This window comes from Rhizobium phaseoli (assembly GCF_001664385.1).
Lineage (GTDB): Bacteria > Pseudomonadota > Alphaproteobacteria > Rhizobiales > Rhizobiaceae > Rhizobium > Rhizobium phaseoli.
Genome location: NZ_CP013532.1, coordinates 1805352 through 1817878, shown reverse-complemented (window position 1 = coordinate 1817878; position 12527 = coordinate 1805352). Strand labels below are relative to the sequence as shown.

General features: G+C 62.2%; 12 protein-coding genes. 4 read left to right on the top strand and 8 right to left on the bottom strand.

Annotated features, from left to right (window positions below; all coding sequences use genetic code 11):
* Nucleotides 1-11 precede the first annotated feature (11 nt).
* From AMC88_RS08850 to AMC88_RS08815, 8 genes are all read right to left on the bottom strand, one after another.
* Entirely contained in the window at nucleotides 12-1127 is a 1116-nt protein-coding gene (locus AMC88_RS08850; RefSeq protein ID WP_012483508.1) for an ABC transporter ATP-binding protein, read from the bottom strand.
* 3 nt (nucleotides 1128-1130) lie between these two features.
* Nucleotides 1131-2069, bottom strand: coding sequence for a carbohydrate ABC transporter permease (locus AMC88_RS08845; RefSeq protein ID WP_012483507.1), 939 nt, complete (start codon nucleotides 2067-2069; stop codon nucleotides 1131-1133).
* Nucleotides 2066-3013: a carbohydrate ABC transporter permease gene (locus AMC88_RS08840; RefSeq protein WP_012483506.1), complete on the bottom strand. Its 948-nt coding sequence runs from the start codon at nucleotides 3011-3013 to the stop codon at nucleotides 2066-2068. The genes AMC88_RS08845 and AMC88_RS08840 overlap by 4 nt, the downstream gene beginning before the upstream one ends.
* Nucleotides 3014-3114: 101 nt before the next feature.
* Entirely contained in the window at nucleotides 3115-4377 is a 1263-nt protein-coding gene (locus tag AMC88_RS08835; protein ID WP_064825143.1) for an ABC transporter substrate-binding protein, read from the bottom strand.
* A gap of 87 nt (nucleotides 4378-4464) precedes the next feature.
* Nucleotides 4465-5985: an aldehyde dehydrogenase family protein gene (locus AMC88_RS08830; protein ID WP_012483504.1), complete on the bottom strand. Its 1521-nt coding sequence runs from the start codon at nucleotides 5983-5985 to the stop codon at nucleotides 4465-4467.
* Nucleotides 5985-6764: an enoyl-CoA hydratase/isomerase family protein gene (locus AMC88_RS08825; RefSeq protein ID WP_012483503.1), complete on the bottom strand. Its 780-nt coding sequence runs from the start codon at nucleotides 6762-6764 to the stop codon at nucleotides 5985-5987. The genes AMC88_RS08830 and AMC88_RS08825 overlap by 1 nt, the downstream gene beginning before the upstream one ends.
* Complete coding sequence (locus tag AMC88_RS08820; protein WP_170960112.1) at nucleotides 6757-8370, bottom strand: acyl CoA:acetate/3-ketoacid CoA transferase; 1614 nt, start codon at nucleotides 8368-8370, stop codon at nucleotides 6757-6759. The genes AMC88_RS08825 and AMC88_RS08820 overlap by 8 nt, the downstream gene beginning before the upstream one ends.
* Before the next feature lie 5 nt (nucleotides 8371-8375).
* Entirely contained in the window at nucleotides 8376-9425 is a 1050-nt protein-coding gene (locus AMC88_RS08815) for a LacI family DNA-binding transcriptional regulator (RefSeq protein ID WP_012483501.1), read from the bottom strand.
* Nucleotides 9426-9723: 298 nt separating this feature from the next.
* Between AMC88_RS08815 and AMC88_RS08810 the strand changes: the two genes are divergently transcribed.
* The 4 genes from AMC88_RS08810 (at nucleotide 9724) to AMC88_RS08800 (ending at nucleotide 12527) form a co-directional block, all read left to right on the top strand.
* The gene (locus AMC88_RS08810; protein ID WP_012483500.1) at nucleotides 9724-9996 is read left to right on the top strand and encodes a hypothetical protein; all 273 of its coding nucleotides are present in this window, start codon (nucleotides 9724-9726) and stop codon (nucleotides 9994-9996) included.
* Nucleotides 9993-10118, top strand: coding sequence for a hypothetical protein (locus AMC88_RS34485; protein ID WP_257784691.1), 126 nt, complete (start codon nucleotides 9993-9995; stop codon nucleotides 10116-10118). Before AMC88_RS08810 ends, AMC88_RS34485 begins: the two co-directional genes overlap by 4 nt.
* 120 nt (nucleotides 10119-10238) lie before the next feature.
* Nucleotides 10239-11789: a sensor histidine kinase gene (locus AMC88_RS08805; protein WP_041683872.1), complete on the top strand. Its 1551-nt coding sequence runs from the start codon at nucleotides 10239-10241 to the stop codon at nucleotides 11787-11789.
* A gap of 114 nt (nucleotides 11790-11903) precedes the next feature.
* Nucleotides 11904-12527, top strand: a complete 624-nt coding sequence (locus AMC88_RS08800; protein ID WP_012483498.1) for a carboxymuconolactone decarboxylase family protein — start codon at nucleotides 11904-11906, stop codon at nucleotides 12525-12527.

Sequence of the window (12527 nt, the reverse complement as noted above, 5' to 3'; positions counted from 1 at the left end):
GCCTCTGGCCCTCACGCGATCCGCATCTGGCTGTCGGGATCGAAGAACACGGCCTTGTCGAGATTGAAGGCGAGACGGGTGTTCTGGCCCGGCGCAATGCCGGCATCGGCGCGCAGGCGGGCGACGACGGATTTACCGCCGAGCTTGGTGACGGCGAAGGTGTCGGAGCCGGCCGGTTCGACCACTTCGATCAGGCAATCGTCCTCGGTCAGCGAGCGCGCCTTGCGGTCGGCGCCGTCGGGATCGGTCAAGGCTTCGGGGCGGATGCCGAAGATCACCGGCTTGCCGGCATAGGCGGACAGGCCGTGATTGCCGGAGACGACCGGCAGCCTGAGCGGCGCGCCATTCGGCCGTTCGAGTGCGACGGCAAGCCCGGAGGCGCCGTTCTCGACGGTGGCGGTCAGCAGGTTCATCGCCGGCGATCCCATGAAGTCGGCGACGAAGAGATTGGCCGGGCTGTTATAGATCTCGGCTGGCGTGCCGAACTGCTGCAGCACCCCGTCCTTCAGCACGGCGATCTTGGTCGCCAGCGTCATCGCCTCGATCTGGTCATGGGTGACATAGACGAAGGTGGTGCCCATGCGCTGGTGCAGCCGCTTGATCTCGGTGCGCATGTCGACACGCAGCTTGGCGTCGAGATTGGACAAGGGTTCGTCGAACAGGAAGACCTGCGGGTTGCGCACCAAAGCCCGGCCCATGGCGACGCGCTGGCGCTGGCCGCCGGAGAGCTGGCTCGGCTTGCGATCGAGCAGATGGCCGATCTGCAGCATGTCGGAGACCTGCTTGATCGCCTTGGCCCGTTCCTCCTTCGGCACGCCGCGGATTTCCATGCCGAAGGCGATATTGCCGGCCACCGTCATGTTCGGATAGAGCGCATAGGACTGGAACACCATGGCGATATCGCGCTTGGAGGGATGCAGGCCGCTGATGTCGCGCCCGTCGATCCGGATATCGCCTGAGGTGATCGTCTCCAGCCCGGCAATGGTGTTGAGCAGGGTCGACTTGCCGCAGCCGGACGGGCCGACCAGCACCAGGAAGCCGCCCTTTTCGAGTTCAAGGTCGATCCCCTTGAGAATGTCGACGGCGCCGAAGCGTTTTCTGAGACCGGAGATTTCCAGGAAGGCCATGACTTACCCTTTGACTGCGCCCGCCATCAGACCGCGCACGAAGTAGCGGCCGGCGAGGATATAGACGATGAGTGTCGGAACGGCGGCGATCATCGCCGCGGCCATGTTGACATTGTATTCGACCACCCCGGTCGAGGTGTTGACGACATTGTTGAGCGCCACCGTCATCGGCATGGAGTCACCGGTGCCGGCATAGGCCGAGGCAAACAGGAAGTCGTTCCAGATATTGGTGAACTGGTAGATGACGGTGACGACGATGATCGGCAGCGAGTTCGGCAGCATGATGCGGCGGAAGATCTGGAAGAAGCTGGCGCCGTCGACCTGGGCGGCGCGCACCAGCTCGGTCGGGAACGCCTCGTAGAAATTGCGGAAGAACAGCGTGGTGAAGCCCAAGCCGTAGACGACATGGACGAAGACCAGGTTGACCGTCGAATTGCCGAAGCCGAAGGAAAAGCCGGTGGCGTTCTGCAGCGTGACGCCGAAGCGGCCGAGCGAGCCGAGGATGGTCGCCATCGGCAAGAGCACCGACTGGAACGGGATGAAGCAGGCAAACAGCATCAGCCCGAACACCAGCGTATGGCCGGGAAAGCGCCATTTGGTCAGGATATAACCGTTCAGCGCTCCCATGATGGTGGAGATCGCCACGGCCGGCACCACCATCTTGATCGAGTTCCAGAAGTAGCCCTTGATGCCGGCGCAGGTCAGCCCGACGCAGGCCTCGCCCCAGGCCTTGATCCAGGGATCGAAGGTCGGGGCCTCCGGCAGCGCCAGCATGTTGCCGCCCTGGATCTCGTCCATCGTCTTGAACGAGGTGGTCAGCATGACGAAGAGCGGCATCAGGTAGAGGATGGCGAAGATCACCAGCAGGCCGTAGATGACCAGCCGGCCGAGAAAGCGGCTGTTGTTGTTGGAATGGGAGGGAGAGGAAGCCGAGATGCTCATCGCGTCTTCTCCTTCAGTTCGGAATAGAGATAGGGCACGATGATCGCCGAGATGGTCATCAGCATGATGATGGCGCTGGCCGAGCCGACGGCCATCTCGTTGCGCTTAAAGGTATATTCATACATGAAGTTGGACGGCAGCCAGGCCGAGCCGCCCGGCCCGCCCGAGGTCAGCGCCACGACGAGGTCGTAGGACTTGATCGCCATATGGGCGAGCACGATGAAGGCGGAGAGAAAGATCGGCCGCAACAGCGGAATGACGATGCGGCGGTAGAGCTGGAAGGGCGAGGCGCCGTCGATCTGTGCCGCCTTCATGATCTCGCCGTCGATACCGCGAAGCCCGGCCAGGAACATCGCCATGACGAAGCCCGAGGCCTGCCAGACACCGGCGATGACGACGGTATAGATGACGAAGTCCTTGTTCTTGATCCAGTCGAAGTGAAAGCTGGTCCAGCCGAAGTGGTGCAGCGTCTGCTCGAGCCCAAGGCCGGGATCGAGGAACCACTTCCAGGCCACCCCGGTGACGATGAAGGAGAGCGCCATCGGATAGAGGAAGATCGGGCGCAACAGCCCCTCGCCACGGATCTTCTGGTCGAGCAGGATGGCGAGCAGCAGGCCAAGGCCTAAGCAGATGCCGACATAGAGGAAGCCGAAGATCGCCATGTTGGTGATCGAGGTATACCAGGAGGACGGCGGGTCGCTCTCGAAGGTCCAGCGCCACAGCCGCTGATAGGCGCGTGCCCCGGTCAACGCATAAGAGGGGAAGGTCTTGGAATTGGTGAACGACAGATAGGCCGTCCAGACGATGAAGCCGTAGACGAAGACCAGGGTGATGACGAAGCTCGGCGCCAGGACGATCTTCGGCAGCGCATCCTGCAGCCGGCCCCGCAGCGAGATCGGCGTCGCTTGTGTGAGAACCGGATCGGTGGTCGCAACTGTGCTCATGGATATCATCTCCCTTCCCGCAGGATCGCTCGGCATTGATCGCTGCGGAGCCTGAAGCTTCCCCGCGAGATCACGCGGGGAAGCATTGTCATCGACGACCCTTAGCGGGCGTCGTCGATTGCCTGGACGAGCTGGGTGACGGCTTCGTCGGAGCTCTTGATCTGGCCGTGGACGAACTTCGAAACGACGTCCTTATAGGCATTGGCGATCGCCGGCGGCGCACCGTAACCCTGGGCGAGCGAGCCGAACAGCGTACCGCCCTCATTGGCGGCCTTCAGATCGGCAATGCCCTTCTTGCCGCAGGCGTCGAAGTCGGTGTCGGGAACGTCGGTGCGGGCCGGCACCGAACCCTTGACGACGTTGAAGGCCGACTGGAAGCTCTTCGACAGCGTTGCCGTTGCCAGCGCCACCTGTGCGGCCTTGCGGTCGTCGGGGACGTTGAACATGCCGAACATGTCGGAGTTGTAGATGACGCTGCCGTCGGTGCCGGGGAAGCGGTAGCACAGGAAGTCCTTGTCCGGGGTCTTCTTGGCGGCAACGAATTCGCCCTTGGCCCAGTCGCCCATCACCTGCACCAGCGCATCACCCTTGATGACCATGGCGGTCGCCAGGTTCCAGTCGCGGCCGGAGAAGTTCGGATCGACATATTTGACGATCTTCGCCAGGTTGTCGAAGGACTTCTTCATCGTGTCCGACTTCAGCGACGCCTCGTCGAGGTCGTTGAACGCCTTCTTGTAGAATTCCGGACCGCCGGTCGACAGCACGATGGAATCGAACATCGTCGCTTCCTGCCAGTTCTGGCCGCCGAGCGCCAAGGGGATGACGCCGGCAGCCTTCGCCTTGTCGAGCAGCGCGATCAGGTCGTCGAAGCTCTTCGGCTGGGTGCCGCCGATCTTGTCCATCACCGCCTTGTTGATCCACAGCCAGTTGACCGAGTGGACGTTGACCGGGGCTGCGACCCACTTGCCGTCATAAACGGAGAACTTCTGCAGCGCCGCCGGCACCGACTTGTCCCAGCCTTCCTTCTTGGCCGTCTCGGTCAGGTCGCCCATCACGCCAGCCTGGGCATAATCGAGCACGGTATAACCGAGCATCTGCGAGGCCGTCGGATAGGTGCCGGCCGCCACCATCGCCTTCAGCGCCGTCATCGCCGCATCACCGCCGCCGCCGGCCACCGGCACATCCTTCCAGGCAAAACCTTCCTTCGACAGATCCTCCTTCAAGACATTCAAAGCAGCTGCCTCGCCGCCTGACGTCCACCAGTGCAGCATCTGCACTTCCTTCACGTCGGCTGCGTGGGCCGAGACATGGGCGCCCGCCAGAGCCAATGCGATCATCGCCGTCGTGGTCAAAAACCTATTCATCGAAGAACCTCCCAGTTCCCTCTTGGAAGATGCGGGACCATTCCCGCATCGATCACCTGCCCTCCCCGGGCGTAGTCGCTTTGCCAGCTAGACCGGCTTTTCCGTCTGCGGCATCCACCAACCGGTGCGTTTGCCGATATGCATGTTGAGCGTCTTGGTCTCGGTGTAGTCCTCCACCGCATGACGGCCGAGTTCGCGGCCAAGGCCGCTCTGCTTGTAGCCGCCGAAGGGAAGCTCCGAGGCGCCGTCCATGAAGGTGTTCATCCAGACCGTGCCCGCCCGCACCGACCGGCCGATCGTCAGGCAGGTGTCGAAATCGCGGCTCCAGACACCGGCCGACAGGCCGTATTCGATGGAATTGGCAATCCTCACCGCTTCGGCAGTCGTCTCGAATGTCAGGACCGACAGGACCGGACCAAAGACTTCCTCGCGCGCCACCGCCATATCGGGCGTGACGGCTTCGAGGATCGTCGGCGACATGAACTGCCCCATGCCGAGGTCGATCGTCTCGCCGCCATGGGCGACGCGGGCGCCGCTGCTCCTGGCGCCGGCGACATAGCCTGAAATCTTCTCCAGATGCTGCGGCGTGATGATCGCGCCGACCTGCGTAGAGGGATCAAGGGGATCGCCGACCTTCACGCCCTTCGACAGTTCGGCAACCCGCCTGACGACGTCTGAGGCGATCGACTTGTGAAGGATCAGCCGCGAGCCGGCGTTGCAGCACTCGCCGGCATTGAAATAGGCGCCGAAGACGGCGGCATCGATGAAGGCATCTAGATCGGCATCCGGGAAAACGATCTGCGGGTTCTTGCCGCCGAGTTCCAGCGAGACCTTCTTCAGCGTCTGCGCCGCATTTGTCATCGTCAGTTTTCCGACACCGGTCGAGCCGGTGAAGGAGACCATGTCGACGTCTGGATGAGACGTCATGACCGCGCCGACCTCAGGTCCCGTACCGGTGACAATATTGACGACACCATTCGGAATGCCCGCCTGCTGCAGGATTTCGCCCAAGACCAGCGTCGATCCCGACGTCAGCTCCGAAGGCTTGACCACGGTCGTGCAGCCGGCGGCGAGCGCGAAGGGCAGCTTCTGGCCGACGATCAGGAACGGGAAGTTCCAGGGCGTGATAATCGAGACAACGCCGATCGCTTCGCGCAGGACGACGCCGAGCGTGCCGTCGCCGAGCGTGTTGTAGCTTTCACCGTGGAGGTCGCGTGCGAGAGCCGCCGCATAGCGCCAGATGTCGACCGAGCCGGCAATTTCGCCCCGTACCTGGGTGATGGGCTTGCCCGCCTCAATGGCATCGAGAAATGCCAACTCTTCGGCACGCGCGGCAATCAGATCGGCAGCCTTGAGCAGGATGGCGGAGCGTTCGGACGCGGTCATGCGCGGCCACCGCCCTTCATCGAAGGCCTTTCGTGCCGCAGCAATGGCGCGCTCGGCATCCTTCCGGCTGCCGGCCGGGAACCGGCTGACCACGACGCCATGGCTCGGCGCGATACGTTCGATCGGATCGGAGGCGCCAGTCACCCATTTACCGTCGATCAGCATCTTGAAATCACGCGCCTTGTGGTCGCTGAGCGCCGTGGGGTTGACGAGGACCGTCATTACCATTCTCCCTTGAACGTTGCCGGGCGCTTCTCGCTGAATGATGCGACGCCCTCTTTCAGATCGCCGGTCTTCGCGGCGAGGATCGAGCCCAGGGCTTCGACCGCGGTTCCGTTGTCTTCGCTATTCGCCGATGCGATCATCAACTTGGCGATCTCGATGGCCGCCGGCCCTCTTGCCGCGATGCGCTCAGCATAGTCGCGGGCGGCAGCCAGCGCGTTTCCTGTGGGAACGACGGCGTCGACGATACCGAACCGGCGCGCCTCCTCGGCGGTGAAGATCTCGCCGCCTAAGGCCATGCGCCGGACGACCTGCGCGCCGAACCGGCGCACGAGACGCTGGGTCCCCGACCAGCCCGGCACCATTCCAAGGCCGGTCTCCGGCAGGCCGATCCTGATGTGTTCCTCGGCGAGGCGAATGTCGGCGACACCCGCAAGCTCCAGCCCGCCCCCGAGGGCATGGCCGTTCAAAGCCGCGATCAGCGGCATCCGCAGGGTCGCCAATCTTTCGAAGATGCGGTGGCCGTGCCGAACCCAGGCATGGCCGAACTCCTGCGGCAGCATTCCGCCCCAGGCCTTGATGTCGCCTCCGGCGGAAAAACCCTTTCCTTCGCCCGTCAGAACGGCAGCGCGCACATCCGCATTCGCCTCCACCGCGTCGGCCGCCTCCGCCAAGGCTTTCAGCATGTCGAGATCGAGTGCGTTCAGCTTCTCCGGACGCGAGATCGTCAAGGTCGCGACATGTCCTTCGACTTCGATTTTGACAGTTCCGCTAGCCATGGAACGTGCCCTCCAGCACCCGCGCCTTCTTGACCGGAAGCGAAAGACCGATCTTGGCATCCTCGAAAAGCGCAGCGTCCATAACCTTCAGGTCGGGCGCGACGATCAGCGGAAATTCGGACTGATCGAGAATCTGGGATTGAAGATCGACGCCGGGGGCGATCTCGCTGAGGACGATGCCATCAGGGGTCAGCTTCATCACGCACCGCTCGGTGACATAGGTGATGTCCTGCCCTTGCTCGATCGCCCGCCTGCCGCTGAAAGTGACGTGTTCGACCTCGTTCACCAGCTTCTTCAGCTTGCCTTCTTTTTCGATGAGGAGTCCCCCATCTGCGATCGAAAGTTTCGCTCCGGCGTTGAACATGCCGGAGAAGACAATCTTCTTCGCCCGCGCAGTGATATCGACGAAGCCGCCGGCGCCGGCCGTCACATGCGGCCGGAAAGAAAGCTTGGAGACGTTGACCGAGCCGTCCTTGCCGATCTCGAGGAAGGAGAGCAGCGACGCATCGAAGCCCGCACCCTGGAAATAGGTGAACTGATAGGGGGACGGCATGAAGGCATCCGCATTGGACGCGCAGCCAAAGGCGAAATCGAGCAGCGGCACGCCGCCGACCGCGCCTTGCTCGATGACCCAGGTGACGGCACCGTGGAGCCCCTCCTCCAGCAGGATGCGCGGCACGTTGGCCGAGATGCCGAAGCCGAGATTGACGCAGCTTTCCGACTGCAACTCTTGCGCGACACGGCGTGCGATGACCTTCTGAACATTGAATTCCGGAACGTGGAAGCTATCGAGCGGGCGGAAGATTTCTCCCGAAATCGCCGGGTCATACCCCGTCTGCGTCGTCTGCTTTTGATCGGGATCGACGACGATGTAGTCGACCAGCATTCCCGGCACCCGGACGTCATGCGGTTTCAGCGAGCCCTCCTTGGTGATCCGCTTGACCTGGGCGATGACGATGCCGCCATTGTTGCGGGCGGCAAGCGCCTGATCGAGACCGCCGAGATAGGCGCCTTCATGTTCGTATGTCAGGTTGCCGCGCTCATCGGCGGTGGTGGCGCGGATGATGGCGACCTGAGGGACGATCGAGGGGAAGAACAGCCAGTCGTCACCCTCGAAGCTGACGCGCTTAACCACCTGCTGTTGCGAAGCCAGCTCGTTCATCGCGCAGCCCTGTCGCCGGGGATCGACGAATGTGTCGACACCGACCTTGGTCAGCACGCCCGGCCGCTTGGCGGCGGCTTCGCGATGGATGTCGAAGAGGATGCCGGAGGGAATGTTGTAGGCCCGGATCTCATTGTTGGAGATCATCTGCCAGATCAGCGGCGGCTCGGACGATGACGGCCCGGATGGATAGGAGCCGCCGATGATGCACTTGAGCAGGCCCTTCCTGGCAATGTAATCGACGCCCCTGATGCCGCTCATGTCGCCGGCAGCGATCGGGTGCAGAGTCGTGATGTCACGGGGATGGCCGGTCGCCTCGAAACGCTCGCCAATCGCCTTCAGCATCAGGTCCGGGCAACCGAGACCGCTCGAAGACGATACCGTGACGACGGCGTCATCTGGAATGAGCGCGGCCGCTTCGGCTGGGGTGAGATGCTTCTTCATGTGCATTACACAGCGTCCTGTTTCGATGTTACGCTCTTGCCGGCACCGCAACTATCGCGAACGACCAGCCGAACGGCTGTCGTCACCGTCTCCGCCTCGGCCTTGCCCGCATTGATCTGCTTGAGCAGCATCTGTGCGCCGCGGCGCCCGATGCCCTGCGGGTCGACCGAGACCGTCGTCAGCGCCGGAACCGCCGCCTGCGCCTCAATGACGTCGTCGAACCCCACCACGGCGAAGTCGGCGCCAGGCTCCAGGCGACGCGCGCGCAATCCGTCGCAAACACCGAAGGCTACGGCATCGTTGAAGCAGACGGCTGCGGTCGGCCGGCGGCCGAGCGCAATCGCCTTTCCGATCGCCTCGACCCCGCCGGCCCGCGACGGAGCCGACGAGATGACGAATTCTTCGTGATAGTCGAGCCCGGCGGCATCGATACCGCTTCGATAACCGGCAAGCCGATCGTCGAAGACGGCGGTGTCCGGAAAACCGCCGAGAAAGGCGATGCGCTTGTGACCGAGGCCGGCCAGGTGCTTGACCGCCGAGACCATGCCGGACCGGTTGTCGGAGACGATGGACGAGACTTTGGCGCCTGGGAGATTTCGAACGACAACCACGACAGGAATCCCTGCTGCCACGAGCGGCTTGAAATCGGCAGCATCGGTGGCGCGGGCCGGCGATACGACGAGCCCCGAAATGCCGTGCTCACGCATCGACGCGACAACCTCACGCTGCCTGTCGATGCTCTCGCCGGTGTTGGACAGGAACTGCACGAAGCCGGCCGATTGAACGACCATGTCGACACCGACAGCCAGCTCGGCAAAGAAGCTGTTCGTCAGATCATTGACGACGACGCCGATGATCCTCGACTTGGCCCCAGCCTGGCGGAGGTTCGCCGCGCCGCGATTATAGACATAGCCGAGCTCCCGCATCACGGCATTGACCTTGGCGCGCGTCGCCTCATTGACCAACGAGGAGCCCTGCAGCACCAGCGACACCGTCGACTTCGAAACGCCGGCGGCCTTCGCAATGTCGATGACGGTGACCCGCGCCTTTGTCATGCCCCTCTCCGATTGTGCCGATGCTCTTAGATATTTGGAACGTTCCAATTATGTCAAGAGAAATTTAATGGATTCACCATTTTTCCGGCATTTGTCGTCATGCTTTTTTGATAAGGCCTAAGGGTGAAGTTTGGATCGATCTAAATTTCGAACTAGCCGGGACCTGGAATATCACCTCTCACAGAGGAGCGGATCGGTCGCAAATTCCCGGAGATTCAGGCTCTTCTCCGCTGCCACGAAGGCACGAAGGCCCTCGATATGTTAATGGCTTTGTTCCACCGCTTTGGAGATCGAAGACATGAACCTGCGTACTGAACTCACCGCCCTACCGGCCCGCGCACAGGCCCGGCGCTTGGCTGCCGTCGCGGCGTCCCTGGTCGTGCACATCGCAAAGAGCGAGATTGCTGCGCCGGAAGCCGAGGCCGCCCTGGCGGCAATCCGCGGCTGGGGCGATGGCGCAGATCAGACCGGCCGCTCTTTCTCCGATCTGATCTACAGCGAGGATGAGCGCGGGACGCTCCGCCGGCTCTCCGAGGCCGCCGGAAAACCCGCTGCAATGCGCTCACCATGACAACAATGTACGTCGCCTTGCTTGTCTATCGGGAAACCGGCGAGCCGATGCCGAGCGATGTCAACGAGGTGGAAGAAGACAGCCTTGACCTTCTGGACGAGCAACTGGCCGGACTCGGCTGAACAGCGGGAAAAGGCCTGGTCTTCGTCGAAGAGCTCGGATCGACGGACATTAGCGAAACTTTATAGTTTCTGACCAATGCTACGGATATGCGCAGCGCGCCAGATCTGAAGCAGGGCCGGATGATGCCGCATTCGTTCGAATCCATTCTGGAAAACCTGCCGCAGGGCGTTGTTCTGCTTGATTCTGCCAATATGGTGACGGCTTTCAATTCCCGCGCGCTGGAGGTTCTCGGCCTTCCGGAGGGCGCCCTGCGGAAGGGAATGGATATCGACGAGTTGCCGGGTACCTCGGACTGTCGTGTAGCGGCATGTTCGCGGTCGCCGACCGGCAAGCCGCAAGCCTCCCAGTTTGCGTTGCCCGACGGGCGGATGATCTCGCTGACCTGCGCGCCCTCAAGAGAGGGAAGCTGGATCCTGAGCTATGAAGACATCTCGACGCTCATTCGCGTCGAAGACAGCCTGGCCGAGCAACACCACCGCTTCGACGCAGCCCTTAGCAACATGCCGCATGGGCTGTGCATGTTCGATTCAACCAGGAAGCTGATATTGTGCAATGACTCCTACGCGCGGATGTACAATCTGCCGGATCGACTGACACAAGCGGGAACGCCGCTCGCAAATATTCTGGCCTATCGGGCCGAGCAGGGAAATGGACCGGCTGACACCGCCACCTATTTTGACGTCGTCTTCGAAGCGACGGCGCTCGGTGCGCCGGCCAGCCAGAACATCGCGCTCACCGACGGCCGCATCGTCAAGATCACTCACAATCCGATGCAGAATGGTGGTTATGTGGCCACCCATGAGGACGTCACCAAGACCGTGCGGCTGGCCGAAGAACTGCGCCGCCACCACGATCAGCTCGAAGTTACGGTGCGCAACCGCACGGCTGAGGTCGAGCGGCAGGCGCGTGAGGTGGAGCGAATGCTCACGCAGGAAAGAAACATCAACGAATTGCAGCGGCAGTTCGTGGCGATGGCATCGCATGAGTTCCGCACGCCGCTCGCAATCATCGACGCTGCCGCGCAACGGCTGCTGCGAAAAGGCGGCGCAGTCGAGCCCGAATTTCTGAGCGACAAAGCCGAACAGATCCGTGCATCGGTAAGCCGCATCGTCGATCTCATGGAGAGTATTCTGTCAGCCGGCCGCCTCGATACCGGCACGATCGATATCAGTTACGGCGCCTGCGCGCTCAGATCACTGATCCGAAGCTGCTGCGAGCGGCAGTCGACGATCTCGAAGACGCACAGCTTCGTGATTGACATAGACGGGCTGCCGGAATTCATCGATGCCGATCCCCGCACATTGGCGCAGGTATTCACCAATCTGCTCTCCAATGCCGTGAAATATGCCCCCGGGACCTCCGAGATTCGGATTGCAGCCTGGGAGGAAACCGGCAACGTCAGGGTTTCGATCAGCGACGACGGAGTGGGGATCGATGCCGAAGACGTGCCTCTGCTGTTTCAGCGCTATTTCCGCGCCCGCACTTCGACGGGGATTGCCGGAACCGGCATCGGCCTCAACCTGGTGAAGCAGATCGTCGAACTGCACCAGGGCTCGATAGAGGTGCAAAGCGCAAGAGGGTGCGGATCGACGTTCACCGTCACCCTTCCGATCAAGAGACATGGTGGCGTTTCGGCGAACAATGACAGCGCGATCACCCGGGCCTCTTAAGCAGTCTGCGGCACCACCGAATTACGCGGGCTGACGGTAGGCTCGAACTGGCGGCACAGGATTGCTGTCGGGCAGATCTACCCTATCCTTCTCGCAATAGAGGAGGACCATGCCATGGCTTTCATTCACACCCCCAACGCATCCGCCAGCGAGAAAACGACATCGATGTACGCGTCGGCCGAGGCCAATTATGGCTATCTGCCGAACATGTATCGTGCCTTCGGCCACCGGCCGGAGGTGATGGAGTGCTGGGCGGCGCTCCTTTCGAGCATTCGCGGCCACATGAGCCTCAGGCGCTACGAACTGGTGACGCTGGCAGCGGCTAAGGAGCTGAAATCCTCTTATTGCATGCTGGCGCACGGCTCCGTGCTGCTGCGCGAGGGGTTTACCAGCGACGGGCTGACGGCCGTCGTCAACGAGACGGAAAAGGCGCCGATCGAAGCCGGCGAACGCGCGATCATGGCCTTTGCCGCCAAGGTGGCGCGCGATGCGACATCGGTCACGCAGCAGGATATAGACGGGTTGAAAAAACACGGGCTGAGCGACGCCGAAATCTTCGACGTCACGGCGGCGGCAGCGGCCCGCTGTTTCTTCTCGAAAATGCTGGATGCGCTGGGTGCCGCACCCGACCACGCCTATATCGAGCGGCTGGAGCCGAACGTACGAAAGGCGCTTAGCGTCGGCCGGGAGGTCGAGAGGCCTCTTGCGCCCTCTCCATCGCGCGGCACATCACAATGA